Source organism: Streptomyces yongxingensis (assembly GCF_055597465.1).
Genome location: NZ_CM145717.1, coordinates 7,259,976 through 7,285,875, shown reverse-complemented (window position 1 = coordinate 7,285,875; position 25,900 = coordinate 7,259,976). Strand labels below are relative to the sequence as shown.

Genomic DNA, 25,900 nt, shown 5'->3' with positions numbered 1-25,900 from the left:
TCCTTGTACTTCCTTGCGGTCGAACACCAGGGCCACGCGGGCCCCGGTCTCTTCCAGCCTACTTTGTGGGCGCCGCGGGCGGCCCGGTGACGGAGGGCCGCCGGACCGCTACGTCGCCGGGCCGCGCGGCGGCGCCGGGCGGCTACGTCACCGCCGGTCGGCTATTTCACCGACAGCGGCAGCAGCTTCCGGCCGGTGGGGCCGATCTGGATCTCGGTCTGCATCTGCGGGCAGACGCCGCAGTCGAAGCAGGGGGTCCAGCGGCAGTCGTCGACCTCGGTCTCGTCGAGGGAGTCCTGCCAGTCCTCCCACAGCCAGTCCTTGTCGAGGCCCGAGTCGAGGTGGTCCCAGGGCAGGACCTCCTCGTAGCCGCGCTCGCGGGTGGTGTACCAGTCGACGTCGAGGCCGAAGTCGGGCAGGGTCCGCTCGGCACACTCCATCCACCGGTCGTAGCTGAAGTGCTCGCGCCAGCCGTCGAAGCGGCCGCCGTCCTCGTAGACGGCCCGGATGACCGCGCCCACCCGGCGGTCGCCGCGCGAGAGCAGGCCCTCGACGATGCCGGGCTTGCCGTCGTGGTAGCGGAAGCCGATCGAGCGGCCGTACTTCTTGTCGCCGCGGATCTTCTCGCGCAGCTTCTCCAGCCGGGCGTCGGTCTCCTCGGCGCTCAGCTGCGGGGCCCACTGGAAGGGCGTGTGCGGCTTGGGGACGAAGCCGCCGATGGAGACCGTGCAGCGGATGTCGTTCTTACCGGACACCTCGCGGCCCTTGGCGATGACCTTGGTGGCCATGTCGGCGATCTGGAGCACGTCGTCGTCGGTCTCGGTGGGCAGACCGCACATGAAGTACAGCTTCACCTGCCGCCAGCCGTTGCCGTACGCGGTGGCCACCGTACGGATGAGGTCCTCTTCCGAGACCATCTTGTTGATGACCTTACGGATGCGCTCACTGCCGCCCTCGGGAGCGAAGGTGAGGCCCGAGCGGCGCCCGTTGCGGGTCAGCTCGTTGGCGAGGTCGATGTTGAAGGCGTCCACCCGGGTCGACGGGAGGGACAGGCCGATCTTGTCCTCCTCGTACCGGTCGGCGAGGCCCTTGGCGATGTCGCCGATCTCGGTGTGGTCGGCGGAGGACAGCGACAGCAGGCCGACCTCCTCGAAACCGGTGGCCTTCAGCCCCTTGTCGACCATCTCGCCGATCCCGGTGATCGACCGCTCGCGCACCGGGCGGGTGATCATGCCCGCCTGGCAGAAGCGGCAGCCCCGGGTGCAGCCGCGGAAGATCTCCACCGACATCCGCTCATGGACGGTCTCGGCCAGCGGCACCAGCGGCTGCTTGGGGTAGGGCCACTCGTCGAGGTCCATGACGGTGTGCTTGGAGACCCGCCACGGCACGCCCGAGCGGTTCGGCACCACGCGCGAGATCCGCCCGTCGGCCAGGTACTCCACGTCGTAGAACTTCGGGACGTAGACGCTGCCGGTGCGGGCGAGGCGGAAGAGCAGCTCATCGCGGCCGCCCGGACGGCCCTCGGCCTTCCAGGCGCGGAGGATCCCGGTCATGTCGAGCACGGCCTGCTCACCGTCGCCGATCACCGCGCAGTCGATGAAGTCGGCGATCGGCTCGGGGTTGAACGCGGCGTGGCCGCCCGCGACCACCACGGGGTGGTCCTCGGTGCGGTCCACGGCGTCCAGGGGGATGCCGGCGAGGTCCAGCGCGGTGAGCAGGTTGGTGTACCCCAGCTCGGTGGAGAAGGAGACGCCCAGGAAGTCGAACGCGGACACCGGGCGATGCGAATCCACGGTGAACTGCGGCACCTTGTGCTCGCGCATCAGCTCCTCGAGGTCCGGCCACACGCTGTAGGTGCGCTCGGCGAGCACGCCCTCGCGCTCGTTGAGGACCTCGTAGAGGATCATGACGCCCTGGTTGGGGAGCCCGACCTCGTAGGCGTCCGGGTACATGAGCGACCAGCGGACGTCGCAGGAGTCCCAGTCCTTGACGGTGGAATTGAGCTCACCGCCTACGTACTGGATGGGCTTCTGCACATGCGGCAGCAGGGCCTCGAGCTGTGGGAAGACCGACTCGACAGACATCGCGGACTTTCGTGAAGCTGACAGGGGTGACCCTCTAGCGTACCTGCCCCGCCGGGCGCCCTCGCCACGGATCAAGCCTCCAGGTCCGCGCGGTGCTTCTTGCGCGAGACCTCGGCCCACAGGCCCGGCAGCTCACGCTCGCGGGCGGCCGCCCGCGCCTCCTCCCTGCCGTACAGCAGCCCGAAGGTGAAGTCGCTCTCCCCCGCGACGTGGGCCTGGGTGGCCAGCTGTCGCAGCGCCTCGCGGGCGACGACGCTGTCCTGGTGGTCGCCGAGCACGTCCTGCACGGCCCGCATACGGCGGGCGAACCGCTTGGCGGGCTTGCCGAGCGCGGGCCGGGCCGTCTCGGCGGCGTAGCGCACGCGCTTGGCGGCCTTGCGGGCCTGGTGCACGGCGACGTCGCGGTCCGGGCCCGGGGGCGTCTCCAGGGCGGTGGCCATACGCCCGGCCAGCCGCTCGTAGTCGCGCAGCACGGCCTTGGCGACCACCGGCGCGGCGGGCTTCGCGGCGGCGCGGCGCAGCGGCGGATCGGCCACCAGGGCGTCGAGGGTGTCCAGGAGCGTCAGACAGCGCTCGCTGTCCAGCGCGCCCAGGACGGTGGCGCGGGCGCCGTCGCGCCGCCCGTGCGACCAGTGGTGCAGCCGTTCCCCCACCGGGCCGCGCCGGAGCTCCTCCGGCAGCTCGGCGAGCCGCCCCTCGAGCCGCTCGGTGAGCACCTCGCGGTCGCGTTCCACGCCGAGCTCACCGGCCAGCCACTTCAGCTCGTCGCCGATCGGGTCGGTCACCGAACGGTCCAGGACCTCGCGATAAGAGCGGAACGCGCTGCGCAGCCGGCGGGTGGCGACCCGCATCCGGTGCACCGCGTCCGGCACGTCCCGGCGCACGGCGGGGTCGAGCCGCACCAGGGCCTCGATCTGACGGCGTATGTAGTCCAGGACGACATCGTCGGCACCGAGCGGCCGCCGGGGCTCCGGCGCGGCCTGTGCGACCTGACGGGCGGTCTTCGCGGGCTTGCCCGGCTTGGCGGGCTTGCCGGGCCCGCCTCCGCCGCTCTCGACCGCGACCGCCGCCCTCTCCGTCTCGGCCAGGGCCTTGGCGAGCTTGGAGGGGGTGTCGGCGCGGTGCAGACCGCCGTCGCGCAGCCGCACCTCGACCGCGTCGAGCAGCCGCTGATCGTGGCCCCGGTCCTCGGCGAGCTCGACCTCGACCTCCGTCCACCGCACGGGCTCGCTCTCCTCGGGGGCCAGCCGCCGGGCCGTCACGCGGTCGACGGACACCTCGGCGAGCACGGTGCCGTCGGCGTCCACCAGGTCCTTGCGGTCCCGCTCGGTGTGCAGATGGGCGAGCGGGCGCAGCGGATCGTGACGGACCCGCGAGCGCAGTAGCGTGGCCATCTCGGCGGGCACCTCGCCGCCGAGCGGCGCGTGCAGCTCCTCCCGGGTGTCCGGGCCGACGGGCAGCTTCAGGTGCCAGCCCTCGTCGTCACCGCCGGTGCGGTGGCGCAAGGTGATGCCGTCGGCCAACAGCCGTCGCCCGGGGGTGTCGTAGTAGGTGGCCTCCAGGGTGGCGACTCCCCGGCTCACCACGGTCGCGACCGGCCCCGCTCCGGTCAGCTCGGGCAGGCCCGGCAGGTCGGGCCGCCCGGACGGACCGGCTTCCTCGGCGGTGGCCTCGTACTTCCGCTCTATCTCCTGCTTCGTGTCCACCATATGAGTCACGTACCCGAAACCGGGCGTATCAGCCCCAAGCGGAGACGCGACGCCAAGCGGATGGGCGCCGTTATGCCGAGACGGGCCGCTGCACCCGGATGGACTGCAGCAGCCCGATCGCGATCCATACGGCGAACATCGAGGATCCGCCGTAGGAGACGAACGGCAGCGGCAGACCGGCCACCGGCATGATGCCCAGCGTCATCCCGATGTTCTCGAACGACTGGAAGGCGAACCAGGCGATGATCCCGGCCGCGACGACGGTCCCGTACAGCTCCGTGGTGTCGCGCGCGATCCGGCAGGCGCGCCACAGCACGACCCCCAGCAGCACGATGATCAGGCCCGCGCCGAGGAAGCCCAGTTCCTCCCCCGCGACCGTGAAGACGAAGTCGGTCTGCTGCTCGGGGACGAACTGACCGGTGGTCTGGGTGCCGTGGAAGAGCCCCTTACCGGTGAGCCCGCCCGAGCCGATCGCGATCCGCGCCTGGTTGGTGTTGTAGCCGACCCCGGCCGGGTCGAGCGCGGGGTTGGCGAAGGCGGCGAAGCGGTCGATCTGGTACTGGTCGAGGACGTGCAACTGCCAGACGAGCAGCGCGCCCACCACGGCCGTGAGGATGAGCCCCGCGATCCAGCGGTTGGACGCGCCGGAGGAGAGCAGCACGGCGAGCACGATCATCGCCATGACCATCACCGAGCCGAGGTCCGGCATCAGCAGCACGATCGCGATGGGCAGCGCGGCCAGACCGAGCGCCTGGACGACGGTGCGGTGGTCGGGGTTGAGCCGGTCGCCCGCGTCCACGCGCGCGGCCAGCAGCATGGCCATGCCCAGGATGATCGTGATCTTGGCGAACTCACCCGGTTGCAGGGAGAATCCGCCGCCGATCACGATCCACGCGTGGGCGCCGTTGATCGTCGAGCCCAGCGGGGTGAGTACGGCGAGGACGAGGACGACGGACAGCCCGTAGAGGACCGGGACCGCGCCGCGCAGGGTGCGATGGCCCAGCCAGATGGTGCCGATGGCGAGCAGCAGCCCGATACCGGTGTTGAGGGCGTGCCGGACCAGGAAGTAGTACGGGTCGCCCTGGTTCAGCTCGGTGCGGTTGCGGGTGGCGGAGTAGACGAGCGCCCCGCCGATCGCGGACAGGGTCAGCGCGGTGAGCAGCAGCACCCAGTCGAGGCGGCGGACGACCGAGTCGCGCGCCATGAGCTTGCTCCAGGCGCCGCGCTCCGGGGTGAAGCGGCGGACGGAGTACCCATGCGTGGACGCGCTCATGAATCAGCTCCCCGCCGCCGCTCCCGCGACGTCGCCTCGAACTGCTTGCCGAGCGGCTGGGCCTCGATGGAGCCGTCCGACGAGATCTTCGGCAGGTTGGCCTGCGGCCGGGGCAGCAGCGCCTTCTTCTTGTCGATGCCGCCCTTGGCGTCGACCCCGTACAGCGCGTTGTAGATCTTGCGCACGGCGGGGCCGGAGGCGCCGGAGCCGGTGCCACCCTGGGAGATCGTCATGACGACCGTGTAGTCCTTGGTGTACGTGGCGAACCACGAGGTGGTCTGCTTGCCGTAGACCTCCGCGGTACCGGTCTTGGCGTGCATCGGGATCTTGTTCTGCGGCCAGCCCTGGAACCGCCAGGCGGCGGTGCCCCGGGTGGCCACGCCCGCGAGCGCGCTGTCGATCTTCTTGTGCAGTGCGGCGCTGATCGGCAGCTTGCCGTGCGCCTTCGGCTTGATCTCCTGGATGTCCTTGCCGTCGGGGCTGACGATCGCCTTGCCGACGGTCGGGTCGTGGAGCGTGCCGCCGTTGCTGATGGCCGCGTAGATGGTGGCCATCTGGATCGGGGTGACGAGGGTGTCGCCCTGGCCGATGGAGTAGTTCACGGAGTCACCGGCGCGCATCTTCATGCCCTCGAGGCAGTTCTCGTAGGCGATCCGCTGGCCGTAGGACCCGTCCTTCTTGCCGGTCCTGCACCAGGCGTCCTTGTTGGCCTTCCAGTAGTCCTTCTTCCACTGGCGGTCCGGGACCCGGCCGGTGACCTCGTTGGGGAGGTCGATCCCGGTCTCCTTACCGAGGCCGAACTGGTGGGCGGTCTTGTAGAACCAGTCCCCCGGCTTCTTCTTGGGCTTGTTGCCGCCGTCCTTCTTCCACTCGTCGTAGGCGATCCGGTAGAAGACGGTGTCGCAGGAGACCTCCAGCGCGCGGCCGAGGCTGATCCCGCCGTAGTTCTCGGACTCGAAGTTCTTGAAGACCTGGCTGCCGATGTTGAACGAGCTGGTGCAGGCGTAGGGGCCGTTGAAGTCGTAGCCGGCGTTGACCGCGGCGGTCGTCGGGATCACCTTGAAGATCGAGCCGGGAGCCGCCTGGCCCTGGATCGCCCGGTTGAGCAGCGGGTAGTTGGACTTCTTGCCGGTGAGCTGCTTGTAGTCCTTGCCGGAGATGCCACCGACCCAGGCGTTGGGGTCGTACGTCGGATTGGACGCCATGGCCACCACCCGGCCGGTCTTGGCCTCCATGACCACGACCGCGCCGGAGTCCGCCTTGTAGTTGGTGCCGGTGTTGCGGTCGTGCTGCTTGCGGGCGTCCCGCATCGCCTGGTCCAGCTCCTTCTCGGCGACGGCCTGGACCCGTGAGTCGATGCTGGTGACGACGTTCGCGCCGGGGCGGGCCTTCTGGCTCTCCCGCTGGCCGATGACCCGGCCGAGGTTGTCGACCTCGTAGCGGGTCACTCCCGCCTTGCCGCGCAGCTCGCTGTCGTACTGGCGCTCGAGGCCGTTGCTGCCGACCTGGTCGGAGCGGAGCAGGGGCGACTTGGTGTGCTCGGCCTCCTTCACCTGCTCATCGGTGACCGGGGAGAGATAGCCGAGCACCTGGGCGGCGTTGGAGCCGGCGGGCGCGGCGTAGCGGCGCACGGCGGTGGGCTCGGCGCTGATGCCTGGGAATTCCTCTTCGCGCTCGCGGATCTGGAGCGCCTGCTTGGCGCTGGCCTCGTCGGTGATCGGGATGGGCTGGTACGGGGAGCCGTTCCAGCAGGGCTGCGGGGTCTTGGCGTCGCACAGCCGGACCTTGTCCATGACGTCCTTGGGCTTCATGCCCAGGACGTCGGCGAGGCGGGTGAGGACGGCCTCGCCGTCGTCCGGCATCTTCATCAGCTCGGTACGGCTGGCGGAGACCACCAGACGGGTCTGGTTGTCGGCCAGCGGCACCCCGCGGGCGTCCAGTATGGAACCGCGCACGGCGGGGTGGACGACCTGCTGGACGTGGTTGTTGGCGGCTTCGGCGGTGTACTCGTCGCCGTTGCGGATCTGCAGGTACCACAGGCGCCCGCCGAGGGTCAGCAGCAGCGAGAAGACCAGGATCTGGAGGCCGACGAGCCGGATGGTGACCCGGGGGGTCCGTCCGGTCTCAGGAATATTACTCATGGCATCCCCTGAGGACGGCGGCGGGAGACGGGCGGGCGGAGGGGGGCGAGAGGGCAGAGGGAGACGCGAGGGCGGAGGGGGACGTGAGGGCGGAGGGGGACGCGAGGGCGTTGCTCACAGGCGCTTGACCCCCTTGATGCGTGCCGTCCTGTTCTTCCCCGTGCGGGCCAGCAGCCCGCCGCGCTGGCTGCCGATCCGGGCCGCCCGGCCCGGGCGCCTGAGCCGGCTCATCCGGCCGATCCGGCCGGTGCTGACGCCGCCCGCCGTGCTGATCCAGCGGGACGGGCTCTCACCGCCGCCGCCCGCGCTGTCGGCCATCGGATCGTTCTCACTCCGTCTGGCCAGCCCCATGATCAGCGGCACCGTGAAGGGGGCCAGCAGCAGGTCGTAGAGGGCCGCGGTGAACAGCAGCTTGCCCAGGCCCACCTGACGGGCCGCGTCGTCGCCGACGAGGATGCCGACCCCGGCGTACAGCAGCGTGGCGCCGATGGCCGCCGCCACGACCACCAGCATCGGCCCGGTGGCCGACCTGAGCTGGCCGGTCTCCGGCTTGGCGAGCCCGGCCAGATAGCCGATGACGCACAGCACCAGGGCGTACCGGCCCGCGGCGTGGTCGGCCGGCGGGGCGAAGTCGGCGAGCAGCCCCGCGCCGAAGCCGATGAGCGCGCCACCGGTGTGGCCGTAGACGAGCGCGAGGCCGAGCACGACGAGCAGCAGCAGGTCCGGCACGGCGCCGGGCAGTTGGAGGCGGGCCAGTACGCAGATCTGGACGACGAGGGCGAAGACCACCAGGCAGGTCGACAGGACGATCCGGTTGAGGTGCAGCATCGGTCAGCTCCTGTTGGCGGCCGGGCTGGTGGCGGTGGCGGAGGGGTTGGCCGTGACGGTGACCGTGGGCGTCGGCTTGGGCTTCGCGGGCTTGGGCGGGAGCACGGTGTCCCGCGGGTTGACGCGCGGCGGCTGCACGACGACCCCGACGATGTCCAGCTTGCTGAACCGGACGTACGGGCGCACCTGGAGCGTGCGGGTGAGGTCGCCCCCGGTGGGATCGACGCGGACGACCTTGCCGACCGGGACCCCGGGGACGAACGGCTTGTCCGCCTGGGAGCCGAAGGTGACCATCCGGTCGCCCTTCTTGATCCGGGCCTTGCCGTTGAGGAGCTGCACATGGAGCGAGCGGTCGCCGCGCCCGGTGGCGAAACCGAGCTCGCCCGATCCCTCCATACGGGTGCCGACGGTGAAGTCCGGGTCGATGGCGAGCAGCACGGTGGCCGTCGAGGAGCCGACGGTGGTGACCCGGCCGACCAGCCCGTCGCCGTTGATGACGGTCATGTCGCGGCGGATGCCGTCGCTGCTGCCCATGTCGATGGTGACGGTCCAGGAGAAGCCCTGGGCGGCGCCGATGCCGATGACCTGGGCACCCTTGATGCCGTACTGACCGGTGCCGGCGGTCTTGAGCAGCTTGTCGAGCTCGGCGGATCGGGCGCGGTCGCGGGTGTTGTTGCCGAGCCGCTGCTTGAGCTTGGTGTTCTCCTCCTCCAGCCGGCGGACCCGGTCGTGCCGGTCACCGGATTCCCGTACGGCGGCCACCGCGTTGCCGACCGGGTCCACGGCGGACGCGACGCCGTCCTCCACGGGCCCGAAGACGGAAGCGGCGGCGTGCCGGGCGCCGTCGAGGGGTGAGTCCTCGCCGCCGCGGATATCCACCGTGATCAGCGCGAACGCGATGGCGACCAGCAGCACCAGGAGCAGCCGGCTCTCTCGTGTGTCCCTCACGTGCGGCGACGTGCCTTCCTCGTCGAAGTCGGACCGGTGCCGGGGATGAAAGTGACCGGTCGGTCCTGGGGAGCCTTATGCCTGTATATCAGCGTTCCGCCGCACGGGCGGCCAACCACCCGTACGGCCGGTCCGCCGGGTTGTCATCTGCGGGGCTGGGCGTCCAGCACCTGCTGGAGCGCCTCGAACTCCTCCACGCACTTGCCGGACCCCAGTGCGACGGAGTCCAGCGGGTCCTCGGCGATGTGGATCGGCATCCCGGTCTCGCGGCGCAGCCGCTCGTCCAGGCCGCGCAGCAGCGCGCCGCCGCCGGTGAGCACGATGCCGCGGTCCATGACGTCGCCGGAGAGCTCCGGGGGGCACTTGTCGAGGGTGGTCTTGACCGCGTCGACGATCGAGTTGACCGGCTCCTCCATGGCCTTGCGGACCTCGGCGGCGGAGATCACCACGGTCTTGGGGAGGCCGCTGACGAGGTCACGGCCGCGGATCTCGGTGTGCTCCTCCTCGTCGCCCTCGTACGCCGAGCCGATGGTGATCTTGATGTTCTCGGCCGTGCGCTCGCCGAGCAGCAGGCTGTACTCCTTCTTGATGTGCTGGATGATCGCGTTGTCCAGCTCATCGCCCGCCACCCGGATGGACTGCGCGGTGACGATGCCGCCCAGCGAGATGACGGCGACCTCGGTGGTGCCGCCCCCGATGTCCACGACCATGTTGCCGGTGGCCTCGTGGACCGGAAGGCCGGACCCGATGGCCGCCGCCATGGGTTCCTCGATGATGTGCACCTGACGGGCGCCCGCCTGGGTGGACGCCTCGATGACGGCACGACGCTCGACGCCGGTGATACCGGACGGCACACAGACGACCACTCGGGGCCGGGCGAGATAGCGTCGCTTATGGATCTTCAGGATGAAGTACCGCAACATCCGCTCGGTGATCTCGAAGTCGGCGATAACGCCGTCCTTGAGCGGACGCACAGCGACGATGTTGCCAGGGGTGCGGCCGATCATCTTCTTCGCCTCGGCGCCCACGGCGAGAATTCCGCCGGTGTTGGTGTTGATGGCGACGACGGATGGCTCGTTGAGGACGATCCCGCGGCCCCTGACGTACACCAGCGTGTTGGCGGTCCCGAGGTCGACAGCCATGTCACGGCCGATGAACGACATGTTGTTCCCCATGAGGATACGTCAGGCCTTCCCTGCTGGAGCGATTGCTTGCTTGAGGTCGGCAGGATGGGTGTGCGCTGCGAGGCGCGGAGGCTTCATCGTAGTCACGCCCGCTCGAACACGCTGCGGGGGTCCTCCGCCATTGTCAGCAGAACACGACCCCGCCTCCTCTAATGGTGACGTCGTGTCGCGGAGATGCGTTCCCCCGATCGGCTCGCATATGCCGAAGGGCGGCCGGGTAATTCGACCGCCCCCAGGTCAGCAGGGGTGTGGCAAACCGATGATCAAACTGATGGCCGATCAGTCACGATCGGATCGGGATCAGGCGAGCCCGGGAAAGAAAATCTTGATTTCCCGTTCGGCGGACTCCGCCGAGTCGGAGGCGTGGATCAGATTTTCCCGAACGATGGTGCCGAAATCGCCACGGATGGAGCCCGGCGCCGCGGCGATCGGGTCGGTCGGCCCGGCCAGCGCCCGGACACCCTCGATCACCCGCTCGCCCTCGACCACCAGCGCCACGGCCGGACCCGAGGCCATGAACTCCACCAGCGGCTCGTAGAACGGCTTGCCGACATGCTCGGCGTAGTGCTGCTCCAGGACCTCACGGTCCAGCTGACGCAGCTCGAGGGCGCTGATCGTCCAGCCCGCCTTCTTCTCGATCCGCCCCAGAATCTCGCCCACCAGTCCGCGTCGGACGGCGTCGGGCTTGAGCAGGACGAGCGTGCGCTGGCTCACGGTGCGGGCTCCTTTGGGAAAAGACATGAGGTGGGGCTGTGAGGCAGAGGCTACATGGGGGAACGAGCGCCACGTCACGCAGTGTCAGGTGAGGCCGCCGAGGACGCGGCGAACCGCGCCTTGGCCTCGTCGACCTTGCGGCCGAAGTGCACCGAGGCCCACCACAGCGCGGCGAAGACCGCCCCGAGGAAGAACATGGTGGGCACCACGAAACCGCTCAGCACCAGGCCGATCTGCAGGGCCCAGCCGATCTGCACCGCACCCGGACGGCTCAGCAGCCCGCACAGCAGCACGCACAGCCCCATGGCGATTCCGCTGACCGTCCAGACGGTGCCCATGGACAGCCCGGACGTCTTCATCGCGACCAGCCCGGCGAAGCCGATCACGAAGAACTCACCGATGAGGGTGGAAGCGCACAGCGTTCGCATATCAGCCCTTTCCCAGGAGGAGCCGGGCCTCGCCGACCGTGATCACCGACCCGGTCACCAGCACGCCCGCTCCGGCGTATTCGCCCTCTTCCTCCGCCAGGGTGATGGCGGCCTCCAGGGCGTCGTCCAGCCGCGGCTCGACCTGGACCCGGTCGGAGCCGAAGACCTCGACGGCGATCGCGGCCAGCTCGTCCGGGTCCATGGCGCGGTGGCTGGAATTGCCGGTCACCACGACCTCGGCGAAGATCGGCTCGAAGGCTTCCAGCAGACCGCGGACGTCCTTGCCGTCGCTCGCCCCGACCACGCCGATCAGCCGGCTGAAGTCGAAGGACTCGGTGACCGCCGCGGCGGCGGCGCGGGCGCCCGCGGGGTTGTGCGCGGCGTCCAGCACCACGGTGGGGCTGCGGCGCACGACCTCCATCCGGCCGGGCGAGGTCACGGAGGCGAAGGCGGAGCGGATGGTGTCGATGTCGAGCGGGCGGGCGTGCTGGGAGCCGACGCCGAAGAACGCCTCCACGGCCGCCAGCGCCATCGCCGCGTTGTGCGCCTGGTGGGCGCCGTGCAGCGGGTGGAAGACATCGGTGTACTCCCCGCCGAGGCCGCGCAGGGTCAGCAGCTGACCGCCGACCGCCACCTCCCGGGACAACACACCGAACTCCATGCCCTCACGGGCGACCGTGGCATCCACCTCGACCGCGCGCTTGAGCACCACCGACGCGGCCTCCACCGGCTGCTGCGCGAGCACCACGGTGGCGTCCTGCTTCACTATGCCGGCCTTCTCGACGGCGATCTGCTCCGGAGTGGTGCCGAGCCGGTCGGTGTGGTCCAGCGAGATCGGCATGATCACCGCGACGCCGGCGTCGATCACATTGGTGGCGTCCCAGGAGCCGCCCATGCCGACCTCGACCACCGCGATGTCCACCGGCGCGTCCGCGAAGGCCGCGTACGCCATGCCGGTGAGCACCTCGAAGAAGGACAGCCGGTGCTCCTGCTGGGCGTCGACCATCTCGATGTACGGCCGGATGTCCTGGTACGTCTCGATGAACCGCTCGGCGGAGATCGGCGCCCCGTCCAGGCTGATCCGCTCGGTGATCGACTGGACATGGGGGCTGGTGTAGCGGCCGGTGCGCAGCTCGAAGGCGCCCAGCAGCGACTCGATCATGCGGGCGGTGCTGGTCTTGCCGTTCGTACCGGTGATGTGGATCGAGGGATAGGCCCGCTGCGGCGAGCCCAGGATGTCCATCAGCGACTCGATCCGCACCAGCGACGGGTCCAGCTTGGTCTCCGGCCAGCGCCTGGCCAGCTCGCCCTCCACCTCACGCAGGGCGCGGTCGACCTCGGGGTCGGCCGGGCGGGCCGGAATGCCGTCCCCCTGCGGTGGCCCGGACTGCGCACGCAGCGTCCGGCTGCCGGCCTCGATCACCGCCAGATCGGGGTCACGGTCGGTCTCGGCGCCGACGATCTCTTCGAACTCGTCGGACTCGTTCTGGGGACGCTCCTCGCTCACGCCGACCAGTCTACGAGGGAGGGGTGACAACCCGGCCCAGCGCCATCCGCCCGGTCACGAGCCGGTATCAGCGAGCGCCGCCTTCATCATGGACTTGGCGATCGGCCCCGCCAGTCCGCCGCCGGAGATGTCGGCACGGGCCGCGTCGCTGTCCTCGACCACCACCGCGACCGCGACCTTGTGGCCGCCGCCGGCGTCCGCGTAACTGATGAACCACGCGTACGGATTGGCGCTGTTGTTCTCACCGTGCTGGGCGGTGCCGGTCTTGCCGCCCACCGTCACTCCGGGGATCTTCGCGTTGGTCCCGGTGCCCTGGTCCACGACCGTCCGCATCGCGGACTGCAGCTCGGACGCGGTGTGCCGGGACATCGCCTGGCTGTAGGTCTTGGCCTGGTGGCGGTCCAGGGCGGACGCGCTGCCGTCCGTGGTGCGGTCGACCTCGTGCGGGGTCATCAGCTTGCCGTCGTTCGCGATGGCCGAGGAGACCATCGCCATCTGCAGCGGAGTGGCCGTCACATCGAACTGCCCCATACCGGTCAGGGCCGTCTGCGAGTCGTCCATCCCGCTCGGGTAGGTGCTCTTCGCGGCGCGCACCGGGATGTCCAGCTCGGCATCGTCGAAGCCCAGCTTCTTGGCCTCCGCCGCCACCTTGGACTGGCCGAGGTCCACGGCCATCTTCGCGAAGACCGTATTGCACGAGTACTCCAGGGCGGTGCGTATCGTCGCGTTCTCACAGGGCGCCGACCTGTTCTCGTTGTGCATATCGGTGACCGTGCCCGGCAGCCGGTACGGATCCGGGCTCTTGGTCGGCTCGTCCACCGACGAGTACAGCCCGTTCTCCAGCGCCGCGGCGGCGACCAGGACCTTGAAGGTCGAGCCCGGCGGGTAGGTCTGGCGCAGGGCGCGGTTCAGCATCGGCTGCTTGTCGTCCTTCTGGAGCGCGGTCCACGCCTTCTGGTCCGCCGAGGAGGAGCCCGCGAAGGTGCCGGGGTCGTACGAGGGCGTGCTGGCCAGGCCCAGGACGGCGCCGGTGGCGGGGTCGATCGCCACGGCCGCGCCGGTCTTGTTCCCCAGCCCCTCGTAGGCGGCCTTCTGCGCGGCCGGGTTGATCGTGGTGACCACATCGCCGGGCTTGGACCGCTCCCGCGTCACCGCCTCGAGCGGGTTCTTCAGCCGGCTGTCGGAGCCGTCGAGCACCTGCCGCTCCAGGGCCTCCACCTGAGTGCTGCCGTAGGACTGGGAGGCGTAGCCGGTGATCGGCGCCCAGAGCTTCCCGTCCGTGTAGGTGCGCTTGTACTTCAGGTCCCCCTTGGTGGCGGCCGAGCCGGTGACCGGCTTGCCGCCGGCGATGATGTCGCCCAGCGGCCCGGCGTACTCGGAGATGGCCACCCGGGCGTTGCGCGGGTCTTCCCGGAGACTCTCGCCTCTCGCCAACTGCACATAGGTGGTCCAGGCGAGCAGGGCCAGGACGAGCAGCAGCGAGAACACCGATGCCCTTCTCAGCGGCTTGTTCATGGAGGGGGAGCTCCTTCCGGGACGTACGGCCGGATAACTCCCTGAAGGCAGTGTTTGGTTCCCGGTGGGGCATTGCTGTGCGGTGCCTGTGAGGCGTCTGTGGGGCTTTTCCGGGGCGTCTGTGGCACATCGCACACGCCTCACGCACCGCAGCGCCCCCGCCGGATTCCGGCGGGGGCGCTGCGGTGCGATCGGTGCTCCTCGGTGGTCAGCCCTTGGGGAGGGCCGCCAACTGGGCGGTGATCCGGGCGATATCGGCCTCGGCGGTCGCCTGCCGGGTGCGGATCTTCTCCACGACATGGTCCGGGGCCTTGGCCAGGAAGCCCTCGTTGGACAGCTTCGCGGTCGTCTGCGCCTTGTCCTTCTCGGCCGCCGCGAGGTCCTTGGCCAGCCGCTTGCGCTCGGCCTCGACGTCGATCGCGCCGGACAGGTCCAGCGCCACGGTCGCGCCCGCGACCGGCAGCGAGGCGGTGGCCGTGAAGTCCTCACCGGCCGGCTGGAGGCGCAGCAGGGACCGCATCGCGTCCTCGTGGGCGGCCAGCGAGGTGCCGGACAGCTCCAGCCGGGCCGGGACCCGCTGACCGGGCTGGAGGCCCTGGTCGGCGCGGAACCGGCGGACCTCGGTGACCACCTGCTGGAGGTTCTCGATCTCCCGCTCGGCCGCCTCGTCCCGGAAGCCGCTGTCGCCCGGCCAGTCCGCGATGACGACGGACTCCTGGCCGGTCAGCGAGGTCCACAGCTTCTCGGTGACGAACGGGACCACCGGGTGCAGCAGCCGCAGCGTGACGTCCAGGACCTCGCCGAGGACGCGCCGCGCGGCGTCGGCCTCCGCGCCGCCCTTGGCGAAGGTGGTCTTGGACAGCTCGACGTACCAGTCGAAGACCTCGTCCCACGCGAAGTGGTAGAGGACGTCGGAGAGCTTGGCGAACTGGTAGTCCTCGTAGTACGCGTCGACCTCGGCGACCACCGCGTTCAGCCGGGACAGGATCCAGCGGTCGGTGGCCGACAGCCGCTCGGGGGCGGGCAGTTCGCCCTCGACCGTGGCGCCGTTCATCAGCGCGAAGCGGGTCGCGTTCCAGATCTTGTTGGCGAAGTTGCGGGACGCCTGGACCCAGTCCTCGCCGATCGGGACGTCCACGCCGGGGTTGGCGCCCCGGGCCAGCGTGAAGCGGACCGCGTCCGATCCATAGGTGTCCATCCAGTCCAGCGGATTGACCGCGTTCCCAAAGGACTTGGACATCTTCTTGCCGAACTGGTCACGGACCATGCCGTGCAGCGCGATGGTGTGGAACGGCGGGGTGCCGTCCATCGCGTACAGGCCGAACATCATCATCCGGGCGACCCAGAAGAAGAGGATGTCGTAGCCGGTGACCAGGACCGAGTTCGGATAGAACTTCTCCAGGCTCTCGGTCCGCTCGGGCCAGCCGAGCGTGGAGAACGGCCACAGACCGGAGGAGAACCAGGTGTCCAGGACGTCGCTGTCCTGGTGCCAGCCCTCGCCGCTCGGCGGCTGCTCGTCCGGTCCGACGCAGACGACCTCGCCGTTCGGCCCGTACCAGACCGGGATCCGGTGACCCCACCACAGCTGGCGCGAGATGCACCAGTCGTGGAGGTTGTCGACCCAGTCGAAGTAGCGCTTCGACATGTCCTCCGGGTGGATCTTCACCCGGCCGTCGCGGACCGCGTCGCCCGCGGCCTTGGCCAGCGGGCCAACCTTGACCCACCACTGCATGGACAGCCGCGGCTCGATGGTGGTCTTGCAGCGCGAGCAGTGGCCCACGGAGTGGGTGTACGGGCGCTTCTCGGCCACGATCCGGCCCTCGGCGCGCAGGGCGCCGACGACGGCGCTGCGCGCCTCCAGCCGGTCCAGGCCCTGGAAGGGGCCGTGGGCGGTGATGACCGCGTGCTCGTCCATGACGGTCAGGTTCGGCAGGCCGTGCCGCTGCCCGATCTCGAAGTCGTTCGGGTCGTGGGCCGGGGTGACCTTGACCGCGCCGGTGCCGAACTCGGGGTCGACGTGCTCGTCGGCGACGATCGGGATCCGGCGGCCGGTGAGCGGCAGCTCGATCTCGGTGCCGACCAGATGGCGGTAGCGCTCGTCGTCGGGGTGGACGGCGACCGCGGTGTCGCCCAGCATCGTCTCGGCGCGGGTCGTCGCGACGACGATCGCGGTGTCGCCCTCGCCGTACCGGATCGAGACGAGCTCGCCGTCATCGTCGTCGTACTCCACCTCGATGTCCGAGATGGCCGTAAGGCAGCGCGGGCACCAGTTGATGATGCGCTCGGCGCGGTAGATCAGCTCGTCCTCGTAGAGCCGCTTGAAGATCGTCTGGACGGCCTTGGAGAGCCCCTCGTCCATGGTGAAGCGCTCGCGGTTCCAGGCGACGCCGTCGCCCAGGCGCCGCATCTGGCCGGAGATCTGCCCGCCGGACTCGCTCTTCCACTGCCAGACGCGCTCGACGAACGCCTCGCGGCCCAGGTCGTGGCGGGAGACGCCCTCCTTGGCCAGCTCGCGCTCGACCACGTTCTGCGTGGCGATACCGGCGTGGTCCATCCCCGGCTGCCAGAGCGTCTCAAAGCCCTGCATTCGCTTGCGCCGGGTGAGCGCATCGATGATCGTGTGCTCGAAGGCATGGCCGAGGTGGAGCGAGCCGGTCACATTGGGGGGCGGGATGACGATGGTGTAGGGCTCTTTGTCGCTCTTCGCGTCCGCCTCGAAGTAACCGCGCTCTACCCAGCGCTCGTACAGCGGCCCCTCTACATCGGCCGGCGCGTACTGGGTCGGCAGTTCGGGGTGGCTGTTCGGCCCGCTCGTGGGGCGCTGCGAAGAGTTCTCGGTCACGCCCGCAGTGTAAAGGGCCGCGGCCTTCCGTTACGAACCCGTTGTGGCCCCGGCGCCAAGGCGCCCGAGGGCGTCGGGAAGGATGTTTGGAACCTGTCATGCGCATAAGGAGAGGCACATGAGCCATCAGCAGCCGCCGCCGCAGCCCGGCCCCTACGGGGGCCAGCCAGGGCCGTACGGCGCCGGTCAGCCTCCCGTGCCGAATCCGTACGCGCAGCAGCCCGGTCCCTACGGACAGCCTCCGCAGCCGCCCCAGCAGGGCTACGGCTACCCCGGACACCCGCAGGGCCAACCCGGCCCGTATGGACAGCCCGCGAACCCTTACGGTCAGCCGCCGCAGCCGCCCCAGCAGGGCCCCGCGCCCCAGCAGGGCCCGGGCTACTACGGCGGGCCCCAGACGCCGCCGCCTCCGGGACCGGCGTCCGGTGGCTCCGGTAAGGGCAGGAAGGCAGGGCTCGCGATCGGCGCGGTGGTCGTCGTGGCGGCGCTGGGGGCGGGGGCGTTCGCGCTGTTCGGCGGCGGCAGCGGCGGTCCGTACAAGCTGACCACGCCCGAGACCGTGGCCGCGGACTACCAGCGCCAGGGCTCGGGCACGGACGACAGCGATCTGTCCGCGGCGGGCCGGAAGGACCTCCAGCAGGTGCCGGTCGTGAAGGACCCGCATCTGGTGGCGGCCGACTACCAGACCTCCGGTAAGGAGATGCTGAAGTTCACCGGCGTCTGGGGCGATGTGACCGACCCGGAGCGGGGCGCGGACCTCGCGCTGGCGGTCATCGTCAAGACGCTGCAGGACAACGGCACCGCGCAGGCCAAGGGCAGCCCCCAGTCGTTCTCGCCGGACGGCTTCGACGGGGACGTCCTGAAGTGCCAGTCCATGAAGTTCACCTCGGATCAGGGATCCATGGAGGCCCCCGCGTGCGTCTGGGGCGACAAGGACACCCTGGGCGTCACGGTCATGGCGGATCCGGCGGCCGCGGTGCTCGGTGGTGGCATGTCCCTTGAGGACGCCGCCGGCATCACGGCCAAGGTGCGCGAGGACGCGCGCGTCGAGATCGACGGCTAGCCCGCGGCCGGCGCACAGCAACAAACAGCACGTTTCTAACGAGGGATACAGATGAGCTACAACCAGCCGGGCCCCTACGGCCAGCAGCCCCAACAGCCGGGTCCCTACGGACAGGGTGGAGCGGCCGGCCAGCCCGGCTACGGCTACCCGCAGCAGCCGGGTCAGCCGGGTCCCTACGGCCAGCCGCAGCAGCCGCCCCAGCAGGGCTACGGCTACCCCGGGCAGCCGCAGGGCCAGCCGGGCCCCTACGGCCAGCAGCCGAACCCGTACGCCCAGCAGCAGCCGTACGGCCAGCCGGGCATGCCGGGCCCGTACCAGCCGGGCCCGGGCCAGGGCGGCGGCAAGAACAAGGGCCTGGCGATCGCGATCGGCGCGGTGGTCGCGGTGGCCGCGGTCGTCGGCGGTGTCCTGGTCTTCAAGGGCGGGGACGACAGCGGTGGCGGCGGTAAGGTCGCCGACGACGGCAAGCGGTACAAGCTCACCACCCCCGCGACGGTGGCCGGGGACTACACCAAGAGCTCCTCCGGCGGGGGCGGGCTCACCGACTCGGACGCGGGCGACTTCGAGAAGTTCGGCGTCACCAACCCCAAGACCGAGAGCGCGGAGTACAAGTCCGGCGAGGGCATGAGCGCCAAGCAGTTGCAGCTCAACGGCGTCTGGGGCGAGGTGAAGGACCCCGAGGCGGTCGTCGACGGCGCCTTCTCGAAGATCGCGCAAGAGGCCGAGAAAGACCCCTCCACCAATGGCGGGATGAAGGCCGAGCTCGTGGGCAGCCCGGAGACCGTGACGCCCAGCGGCTTCGAGAACGCCGTGATGAAGTGCCAGAACACCAAGTTCACCCCGACCGGGGACTCCGGCTCCAGCGGCATACCCACCAAGGGCTTCTCGATCCCGATCTGCATGTGGGGCGACCACAGCACGGTGGCCTATGTGGTCGTCTCCGACGCGGCCGCGGCGCTCTCCGGCAAGAGCATGTCGCTCGACGAGGCCGGTGACATCACCGCGAAGGTCCGCAACGACGCGCGCGTGGAGATCAAGTAGCCGAGCGGGCCGCGCGGTTCACAGGCCACAGCCGATCCGGAGGGGGACCCCCACAGCCATGAGCCACAACCAGCCACCGCCGGGGCCCTACGGCGGCGGACCCGGCCCGTACGGGGGCGCCCAGCCCAACCCGTACGGCGGGGGGCAGCAGCAGCCCGCAGAGCCCAACCCGTACGCGCAGTCGCCGGGGTACGGCTATCCGCAGGCGCGGCCCCCGCAGGGCTACGGCTACCCGCAGCAGGCGGGTCCCTACGGCCAGCCGCCCTACCCCGCGCCGCCCGCGGCCTGCGGGGGAGGCAACCGCACCAAGATCATCGCGGTGACGGTGGCCGGGATCGTGGTGGTGGGCGCGATCGTCACCGGCGCCGTGGTGCTGTCCGGCGGTGACGACGGCCCGAAGGCGATGAAGCTGGTCACCCCCAAGACGCTCGACGACGGCACCTACACGCTGGACAAGGGCACGGACGACCTCGACAACGAGGGCACCAGCGTGCAGGGCGGCATGCCCGAGGGCGCGACCTCGGTGCTGGCCCAGTACAAGCGGTCGGACGACGACAATTCGGGGCTCGCCTTCTCCGGTATGTACGGCGACATCAGCGACCCGGACACGGTCCGCGACGAGATGTTCAAGGGCTTCGCGGGCGGCGACGGCTCCCCCACGGTCGAGCGAAAGCGCAAGCGGTTCCAGCCGAAGGGCGCTGACGGCCCGTCGGTGGAGTGCGAGGTGGTCAAGCTCTACGACCGGATCTACGCCCCGGCCTGCGTCTGGGCCGAAGAGACGGACGCGGCGATGGTGCTCGACGTCAACGCGGAGAACACCTCGGTGTCCGACGCCGACATGGAGTCCTTCGCCAAGGTGACCGCGGGCATCTACCAGGACGCCCGCAAGCCCGCCTGAACCGCCCGTAAAGCGGCCACAGGGCGCGTACGACACGAAGAGGGCCCCGGGAGACCGGGGCCCTCTTCGTACGCTCTCAGCGGGGCGGCTACGCGTGCCGGGGCGGCTACGCGCTCTTCTCGTGCCGCTCGCCCGGCTCGGTGCCGCGGGTGCGGGGCACCAGCGTGGGGTTCACATTGGAGTGCACGACGTCCTCGGTGATGACGACGCGGGCCACGTCCTTGCGGGAGGGCACCTCGTACATCGCCGACATCAGCACCTCCTCGATGATCGCGCGCAGGCCCCGGGCCCCGGTGCCGCGCAGGATCGCCTGGTCGGCGATGGCCTCCAGGGCCGGGCGGTCGAAGTCCAGCTCCACCCCGTCGAGTTCGAACAGCCGCTGGTACTGCTTCACCAGGGCGTTCCGCGGCTCGACGAGGATCTGGAGCAGCGCCTCGCGGTCGAGGTTGTGGACGGAGGTGATGACCGGGAGACGGCCGATGAATTCCGGGATCATTCCGAACTTCACCAGGTCCTCGGGCATGACCTCCTGGAACTGGTCGCTCGCCTCGATCTCGCGCTTGGAGCGGATCGTGGCGCCGAATCCGATGCCCTTGGCACCCGCCCGCGCCTCGATGATCTTCTCCAGACCGGCGAAGGCGCCGCCCACGATGAACAGCACGTTCGTGGTGTCGATCTGGATGAACTCCTGGTGCGGGTGTTTCCGGCCGCCCTGCGGCGGCACCGACGCCGTGGTCCCTTCCAGGATCTTCAGCAGCGCCTGCTGGACGCCCTCGCCGGACACATCACGGGTGATCGAGGGGTTCTCGCTCTTGCGGGCCACCTTGTCGATCTCGTCGATGTAGATGATGCCCGTCTCGGCCTTCTTGACGTCGTAGTCGGCGGCCTGGATCAGCTTGAGGAGGATGTTCTCCACGTCCTCGCCGACATAGCCCGCCTCGGTGAGCGCGGTGGCGTCGGCGATGGCGAAGGGGACGTTGAGCATCCGGGCGAGGGTCTGCGCGAGCAGGGTCTTGCCGGAGCCGGTGGGGCCGAGCAGCAGGATGTTGGACTTGGCCAACTCGATGCCGTCGTCGCGGTTGTGGCCGCCGTTCTCGCCCGCCTGGACCCGCTTGTAGTGGTTGTAGACGGCGACCGAGAGGGCCTTCTTGGCGGCCTCCTGGCCGACCACGTAGCCCTCGAGGAATTCATAGATCTCGCGCGGCTTGGGGAGTTCCTCCCAGCGCACTTCGGAGGTCTCGGCGAGCTCCTCCTCGATGATCTCGTTGCAGAGATCGATGCATTCATCGCAGATGTACACACCCGGGCCCGCGATGAGCTTCTTCACCTGCTTCTGGCTCTTCCCGCAGAACGAGCACTTGAGCAGGTCGCCGCCGTCACCGATGCGTGCCACGAGGTGCTTCCCCTTCGCCTTGGATCCGCTTTGCTCCGCGGAACCGGGTGCTTGCGCTGCGCTTTCTGCTTCTTTTCCCGTGGGCCGGGGCCCCGAGCCCTCTACGACGGTACCTTGCCGGGCCCCCGGTTCGGGCCCCCCTTGGACCTACTCGGTCCAAGGGGGGTGTTTCCACCGAAGGTTCAGCCGAGACCGACCGAGGTCTTACGGGTGGAGACGATCTGGTCGATAAGACCGTACGACAGGGACTCCTCGGCCGTGAGGATCTTGTCCCGCTCGATGTCGTCGCGGATCTTCTCGATGGGCGTCGTGGAGTGCTTGGCCAGCATCTCCTCGAGCTGCGAGCGCATCCGCAGGATCTCGTTGGCCGCGATCTCCAGGTCGGAGACCTGACCGCGCCCGGTCTCACTGTACGGCTGGTGGATCAGGATCCGGGCATTGGGCAGGGCCATCCGCTTGCCCGGCGTCCCGGCGGCGAGCAGCACGGCCGCGGCGGACGCCGCCTGGCCCATGCACACTGTCTGGATGTCGGGCTTGACGAACTGCATCGTGTCGTAGATGGCGGTCAGCGCGGTGAACGAGCCGCCGGGAGAGTTGATGTAGACCGAGATGTCACGGTCCGGGTCCATCGACTCCAGGCACAGCAGCTGCGCCATGACGTCGTTGGCCGAGGCGTCGTCGATCTGGACGCCCAGGAAGATCACGCGCTCTTCGAAGAGCTTGGCGTACGGGTCGTACTCGCGGATGCCCTGGGAGGTGCGCTCGACGAAACGCGGAACGACATAGCGGGATTCGGCCATCGGGCCGGTGTACAGGCCGCTGCCGGGGAAGTTGCTCATCTGGGTCTTCACCATCCTGTGGCGATCTGGGGGCTGGAGGTCGGCTACGGGACGGCGGGCCTCAGGCCCCGGTGCCGCCCCCGCCCGGAACGCTGGAGGCGGACGTCATGACGTCGTCGACCAGGCCGTACTCCTTGGCCTCATCGGCGGAGAACCAGCGGTCGCGGTCGGAGTCACGAACGATCTGCTCAACCGTCTGACCGGTGTGGAAGGCGGTCAGCTCGGCCATGCGCTTCTTGGTGTGCAGCAGCCGCTCGGCGTGGATCTTGATGTCCGAGGCGGAACCCGCCAGACCCGCGGAGGGCTGGTGGATCAGGATCTCGGCGTTGGGGAGGGCGAAGCGCTTGCCCGGGGTGCCCGCGCTCAGCAGGAACTGGCCCATCGAGGCGGCGAGGCCCATGGCGATGGTGACCACGTCGTTCTGGATGTACTGCATGGTGTCGTAGATCGCCATGCCGGCCGAGATCGAGCCGCCCGGGGAGTTGATGTAGAGGTAAATGTCCTTTTCCGGATCGGCGGCGAGCAGGAGCAGCTGAGCCGTGATCTTGTTGGCGATGTCGTCGTCGACCGGCTGGCCGAGGAAGATGATCCGCTCACCGAGCAGCCGGTTGTAGACCTGGTCGCCGAGGCCACCGACGGTCGGCTCGCCGGCGGCGGAAGGCATCGTATTCGTCACGTATCCACCTGCTCGTCTCTGACGGCTGACTGGCCGTCTCAGCGTCTTCTTCTGGGGTGTGGGGACCTGGCCGCCGGTGTGGCCCCGGCGGGCTCGCGAGACTCCCCTGCCCTCGTATCTACGGACCCTAACGCGCTGGTCGGCGGGCGCCATCCCGCATCAGGAACTGTTCGCTCTGAGCGCATGTCCCGGCGCCGGACCGGCGTCGCGGAACACGAACGGGCCCGGACGCGCGCAGACGTTCGGGCCCGTTCGTACGGGCTGTGGAGCGGACCGGGATCAGCTCTCGGCCTTGTCCTGCTTCTCCTCGGACTCCGCGGGCGCCTCGGCGGCCTCCGTCCCGGCCTCCGCGGCGGGCTCCTCGGCGGTCTCGGAGGTGGCCTCGACCGTCTCGCCGGTCTCGTCCTCCTCGTCGTCCAGGTCGACGGTCTCGCCCTTGTCGTCGACGACCTTGGCGGCCTCGACCACCACGGCCAGCGCCTTGCCGCGGGCGACCTCGCCCACGAGCATCGGCACCTGGCCGCCCTCGACGACGGCCTGGGCGAACTGGTCCGGGCTCATGCCGGAGGACTGCGCACGGCGCATGAGGTGCTCGGTGAGCTCCTCCTGGCCGACGGACAGCTGCTCCTTGTTGACCAGCTCGTCGAGGACGAACTGGGTCCGGATGCCCTTCTCGGCCTGCTCCTTGAGCTCGGCGTCGAACTCCTCGGCGGTCTTGTCCTGCATCTGCAGGTACGAGTCGAGGTTCAGACCCATCTGGCCGAGCTGGTGGTGCTCGAGGTTGTGCTTACGGGTGTTGATCTCGTCCTGGAGGAGCTTCTCCGGGATCGGCACCTCGACCAGCTCCAGCAGGGCGTCCAGCACCTTCTCCTGGGCCTGGGTGGCCTGCTCGAACTTCTTCGACCGCTCCAGGCGCTTACGGCTGTCGGCGCGCAGCTCCTCGAGGGTGTCGAACTCGCTGGCCAGCTGGGCGAAGTCGTCGTCGAGCTCGGGCAGCTCACGGGCCTTGACCTCGGAGACCTTCACCGAGACCTCGGCCTCCTTGCCCTGGGCGGAGCCGCCCTTGAGCTCGGAGGTGAAGGTGGCCTCGCCGCCCGCCTCCAGGCCGGTCACGGCCTCGTCGATGCCGTCCAGCAGCTCGCCCGAGCCGATGGTGTAGGTGACGCCGGTGGCGACACCGTCCTCCAGGACCTCGCCGTCGACCTTGGCCTCGAGGTCGATCACGACGATGTCGCCCTCGGCGGCGGCGCGCTCCACCGGGCTGGTGGTGGCGAAGCGCTCCCGGAGCTGCTCGACGGACTTGTCGATGTCCTCGTCCGAGACCTCGACGGAGTCGACGGTGACCTCGATGCCGGAGTAGTCCGGGATCTCGATCGCCGGGCGGATGTCCACCTCGGCGGTGAAGGTCAGCAGCTCGTTGTCCTTGAGCTCGGTGATGTCGACCTCGGGCTGGCCGAGCGGGTTCAGCTCACCCTCGTTGACCGCGTCGGTGTAGAACTTCGGGAGCGCCTCGTTGACGGCCTCCTCGAGCACGGCGCCACGACCGAACCGCTGGTCGATGATGCGGGCCGGGATCTTGCCCTTGCGGAACCCAGGCACCGTGACCTGCTGGTTGATCTTCTTGTACGCCGCGTCGAGGCTGGGCTTGAGCTCCTCGAAGGGCACCTCGACAGTGAGCCGAACCCGGGTCGGGTTCAGGTTCTCCACGGCGCTCTTCACGGTTCGGTCTCCTTGGGGGCTGACGTGTGGTGTTCAGCTGCGGTGCGCTGTCGCGTCGCAGCGGATTCGCGTCCGGTTAAAAAGACACAGACGCGCAGCTTGCATAGTAACCGCAAGCATGACGGGCCCCACAACGCGATCTTGACGCCTGTGGATGGTCGGGGTGGCCGGATTCGAACCGACGACCTTCCGCTCCCAAAGCGGACGCGCTACCAAGCTGCGCCACACCCCGTCGGTGCGACACGTAGGGTACATGCCCGAGGACGCCCCGGCTGCCGGTTATTCGACTGGTGGGCAAGGGTGTGCGGGGAACGGTCGGGAACCGCTACGATGCATGCCGTGCCGCGATCCGGGGATCATGCCTGGGCGGAGGTGTCCGGGAGACCGGTGCATCCGTGTACGCGGCGTGCGCGGGCGTAGCTCAATGGTAGAGCCCCAGTCTTCCAAACTGGCTACGCGGGTTCGATTCCCGTCGCCCGCTCCACGGCTTTCGGCCCGGCCCGGGGAGTTCCCCGGGCCGGGCCGTTCGCTTTTGCGCACACTCACACGTCCGGGCACCCGCTCCCCGGAACGCGGGGGCGGATGCTCTCGGGAGTCGATGCCAGGGGTTGGCGATCAGGGGTTGATGTCGGCGATGGCCTCGGCGGCCGAGTCGAGGAACTTCTGGATGTCCGGCGCGACATTGGACGAGGCGAGCAGGAACCCGAAGAGGATCGCGACCAGGGCCGGCCCCCACTTGACCCGGCCATTGCGGATCATGAACACCAGGATGATGCCCACCAGCAGCACCAATGACAGGGAAATGGCCACAACATCCCACCCTCGGTCGCACACGTCTCACAGGCCCCGGAAGCACGCGACCCCGCACACCCCCGCAGCCACCATCGTGCCATCAACTCCCGCCGCTCAGCAGTGGGGTGGAGCGATAAACGGTCACATGTGCACACGACACCCGCCCCTCCGGTACCCGTCCGGTAACCGTTCATTCAAAGGGTTACGGGTGATGCTCCCCACAACATCGCGAGCCGCCCGACTGGTGAATTCCGATCACCCCGGATGACCTCGGGCAGGAATTCGGAATTCACTCGGCGACCACTC

20 protein-coding genes and 2 tRNA genes are annotated in these 25,900 nt (G+C 69.6%); 4 read left to right on the top strand and 18 right to left on the bottom strand.

Annotated elements, in window-relative coordinates:
- Positions 1–161: 161 nt before the first annotated feature.
- From ACZ6TD_RS30920 to ACZ6TD_RS30865, 12 genes are all read right to left on the bottom strand, one after another.
- Entirely contained in the window at positions 162–2,084 is a 1,923-nt protein-coding gene (locus tag ACZ6TD_RS30920; protein WP_471343398.1) for a TIGR03960 family B12-binding radical SAM protein, read from the bottom strand.
- A 71-nt stretch (positions 2,085–2,155) separates the two neighbouring features.
- Positions 2,156–3,793 carry a CYTH and CHAD domain-containing protein gene (locus ACZ6TD_RS30915; RefSeq protein ID WP_471343397.1) on the bottom strand — a complete coding sequence of 546 codons (1,638 nt, stop codon included), beginning with the start codon at positions 3,791–3,793 and terminating at the stop codon, positions 2,156–2,158.
- A 70-nt stretch (positions 3,794–3,863) separates the two neighbouring features.
- Positions 3,864–5,066, bottom strand: a complete 1,203-nt coding sequence (gene rodA, locus ACZ6TD_RS30910) for a rod shape-determining protein RodA (RefSeq protein ID WP_471343396.1) — start codon at positions 5,064–5,066, stop codon at positions 3,864–3,866.
- Entirely contained in the window at positions 5,063–7,207 is a 2,145-nt protein-coding gene (gene mrdA / locus ACZ6TD_RS30905) for a penicillin-binding protein 2 (protein WP_471343394.1), read from the bottom strand. The genes rodA and mrdA overlap by 4 nt, the downstream gene beginning before the upstream one ends.
- A 114-nt stretch (positions 7,208–7,321) precedes the next feature.
- Positions 7,322–8,032, bottom strand: coding sequence for a rod shape-determining protein MreD (gene mreD, locus ACZ6TD_RS30900; RefSeq protein ID WP_471358193.1), 711 nt, complete (start codon positions 8,030–8,032; stop codon positions 7,322–7,324).
- A 6-nt stretch (positions 8,033–8,038) separates the two neighbouring features.
- On the bottom strand, positions 8,039–8,983 hold the full coding sequence (gene mreC, locus ACZ6TD_RS30895; protein WP_471343393.1) for a rod shape-determining protein MreC: 945 nt from the start codon (positions 8,981–8,983) through the stop codon (positions 8,039–8,041).
- A gap of 143 nt (positions 8,984–9,126) precedes the next feature.
- The gene (locus ACZ6TD_RS30890; protein WP_037946248.1) at positions 9,127–10,146 is read right to left on the bottom strand and encodes a rod shape-determining protein; all 1,020 of its coding nucleotides are present in this window, start codon (positions 10,144–10,146) and stop codon (positions 9,127–9,129) included.
- 321 nt (positions 10,147–10,467) lie between these two features.
- A complete protein-coding gene (ndk, locus tag ACZ6TD_RS30885) occupies positions 10,468–10,881 on the bottom strand; it encodes a nucleoside-diphosphate kinase (RefSeq protein ID WP_137977951.1) in 414 nt (137 codons plus the stop codon).
- Positions 10,882–10,955: 74 nt separating this feature from the next.
- A complete protein-coding gene (locus tag ACZ6TD_RS30880) occupies positions 10,956–11,309 on the bottom strand; it encodes a DUF4233 domain-containing protein (protein WP_413809500.1) in 354 nt (117 codons plus the stop codon).
- A gap of 1 nt (position 11,310) precedes the next feature.
- Positions 11,311–12,816 (bottom strand): bifunctional tetrahydrofolate synthase/dihydrofolate synthase, encoded by a 1,506-nt coding sequence (folC, locus tag ACZ6TD_RS30875; protein WP_471343388.1) that lies wholly within the window; start codon positions 12,814–12,816, stop codon positions 11,311–11,313.
- A 54-nt stretch (positions 12,817–12,870) separates the two neighbouring features.
- On the bottom strand, positions 12,871–14,331 hold the full coding sequence (locus tag ACZ6TD_RS30870; protein WP_471343386.1) for a peptidoglycan D,D-transpeptidase FtsI family protein: 1,461 nt from the start codon (positions 14,329–14,331) through the stop codon (positions 12,871–12,873).
- 208 nt (positions 14,332–14,539) lie between these two features.
- On the bottom strand, positions 14,540–17,173 hold the full coding sequence (locus tag ACZ6TD_RS30865) for a valine--tRNA ligase (RefSeq protein ID WP_471343383.1): 2,634 nt from the start codon (positions 17,171–17,173) through the stop codon (positions 14,540–14,542).
- Positions 17,174–17,291: 118 nt separating this feature from the next.
- Between ACZ6TD_RS30865 and ACZ6TD_RS30860 the strand changes: the two genes are divergently transcribed.
- Genes ACZ6TD_RS30860 through ACZ6TD_RS30850 form a run of 3 tightly spaced genes read left to right on the top strand, consistent with a single transcriptional unit; the run spans position 17,292 to position 20,175 of the window.
- Positions 17,292–18,236 (top strand): hypothetical protein, encoded by a 945-nt coding sequence (locus ACZ6TD_RS30860; RefSeq protein ID WP_471343381.1) that lies wholly within the window; start codon positions 17,292–17,294, stop codon positions 18,234–18,236.
- Positions 18,237–18,287: 51 nt separating this feature from the next.
- Positions 18,288–19,277 carry a hypothetical protein gene (locus tag ACZ6TD_RS30855; RefSeq protein ID WP_471343380.1) on the top strand — a complete coding sequence of 330 codons (990 nt, stop codon included), beginning with the start codon at positions 18,288–18,290 and terminating at the stop codon, positions 19,275–19,277.
- A 58-nt stretch (positions 19,278–19,335) separates the two neighbouring features.
- Positions 19,336–20,175: a hypothetical protein gene (locus ACZ6TD_RS30850; protein WP_471343379.1), complete on the top strand. Its 840-nt coding sequence runs from the start codon at positions 19,336–19,338 to the stop codon at positions 20,173–20,175.
- Positions 20,176–20,281: 106 nt separating this feature from the next.
- Here the strand turns inward: ACZ6TD_RS30850 and clpX are convergent, their stop codons facing one another.
- The 5 genes from clpX to ACZ6TD_RS30825 all read right to left on the bottom strand — a co-directional run bounded on the left by clpX (position 20,282) and on the right by ACZ6TD_RS30825 (position 25,034).
- Positions 20,282–21,568 carry an ATP-dependent Clp protease ATP-binding subunit ClpX gene (gene clpX, locus ACZ6TD_RS30845; RefSeq protein ID WP_037945935.1) on the bottom strand — a complete coding sequence of 429 codons (1,287 nt, stop codon included), beginning with the start codon at positions 21,566–21,568 and terminating at the stop codon, positions 20,282–20,284.
- 182 nt (positions 21,569–21,750) lie between these two features.
- Complete coding sequence (locus ACZ6TD_RS30840; protein WP_471343377.1) at positions 21,751–22,407, bottom strand: ATP-dependent Clp protease proteolytic subunit; 657 nt, start codon at positions 22,405–22,407, stop codon at positions 21,751–21,753.
- Positions 22,408–22,468: 61 nt separating this feature from the next.
- Positions 22,469–23,071 carry an ATP-dependent Clp protease proteolytic subunit gene (locus tag ACZ6TD_RS30835; RefSeq protein ID WP_171072767.1) on the bottom strand — a complete coding sequence of 201 codons (603 nt, stop codon included), beginning with the start codon at positions 23,069–23,071 and terminating at the stop codon, positions 22,469–22,471.
- A gap of 291 nt (positions 23,072–23,362) precedes the next feature.
- A complete protein-coding gene (gene tig, locus ACZ6TD_RS30830; RefSeq protein WP_471343376.1) occupies positions 23,363–24,802 on the bottom strand; it encodes a trigger factor in 1,440 nt (479 codons plus the stop codon).
- A gap of 155 nt (positions 24,803–24,957) precedes the next feature.
- A tRNA-Pro gene (locus ACZ6TD_RS30825) sits at positions 24,958–25,034 on the bottom strand.
- Positions 25,035–25,212: 178 nt separating this feature from the next.
- Here ACZ6TD_RS30825 and ACZ6TD_RS30820 point away from each other — a divergent pair.
- Positions 25,213–25,286, top strand: a tRNA-Gly gene (locus ACZ6TD_RS30820).
- A 131-nt stretch (positions 25,287–25,417) separates the two neighbouring features.
- Here the strand turns inward: ACZ6TD_RS30820 and ACZ6TD_RS30815 are convergent.
- Complete coding sequence (locus ACZ6TD_RS30815; RefSeq protein WP_037945927.1) at positions 25,418–25,612, bottom strand: hypothetical protein; 195 nt, start codon at positions 25,610–25,612, stop codon at positions 25,418–25,420.
- Between the last annotated feature and the right edge of the window lie 288 nt (positions 25,613–25,900).

What these genes read in the sequence shown, in the direction of transcription:
- ACZ6TD_RS30920 (WP_471343398.1), bottom strand. Translation starts at nt 2,084, where the DNA reads ATGTCTGTCGAGTCGGTCTTCCCACAGCTCGAGGCCCTGCTGCCGCAT.
- ACZ6TD_RS30915 (WP_471343397.1), bottom strand. Translation starts at nt 3,793, where the DNA reads ATGGTGGACACGAAGCAGGAGATAGAGCGGAAGTACGAGGCCACCGCC.
- rodA (WP_471343396.1), bottom strand. Translation starts at nt 5,066, where the DNA reads ATGAGCGCGTCCACGCATGGGTACTCCGTCCGCCGCTTCACCCCGGAG.
- mrdA (WP_471343394.1), bottom strand. Translation starts at nt 7,207, where the DNA reads ATGAGTAATATTCCTGAGACCGGACGGACCCCCCGGGTCACCATCCGG.
- ACZ6TD_RS30890 (WP_037946248.1), bottom strand. Translation starts at nt 10,146, where the DNA reads ATGTCGTTCATCGGCCGTGACATGGCTGTCGACCTCGGGACCGCCAAC.
- ACZ6TD_RS30880 (WP_413809500.1), bottom strand. Translation starts at nt 11,309, where the DNA reads ATGCGAACGCTGTGCGCTTCCACCCTCATCGGTGAGTTCTTCGTGATC.
- ACZ6TD_RS30870 (WP_471343386.1), bottom strand. Translation starts at nt 14,331, where the DNA reads ATGAACAAGCCGCTGAGAAGGGCATCGGTGTTCTCGCTGCTGCTCGTC.
- ACZ6TD_RS30860 (WP_471343381.1), top strand. Translation starts at nt 17,292, where the DNA reads ATGAGCCATCAGCAGCCGCCGCCGCAGCCCGGCCCCTACGGGGGCCAG.
- ACZ6TD_RS30855 (WP_471343380.1), top strand. Translation starts at nt 18,288, where the DNA reads ATGAGCTACAACCAGCCGGGCCCCTACGGCCAGCAGCCCCAACAGCCG.
- ACZ6TD_RS30850 (WP_471343379.1), top strand. Translation starts at nt 19,336, where the DNA reads ATGAGCCACAACCAGCCACCGCCGGGGCCCTACGGCGGCGGACCCGGC.
- ACZ6TD_RS30840 (WP_471343377.1), bottom strand. Translation starts at nt 22,407, where the DNA reads ATGAGCAACTTCCCCGGCAGCGGCCTGTACACCGGCCCGATGGCCGAA.
- ACZ6TD_RS30835 (WP_171072767.1), bottom strand. Translation starts at nt 23,071, where the DNA reads ATGCCTTCCGCCGCCGGCGAGCCGACCGTCGGTGGCCTCGGCGACCAG.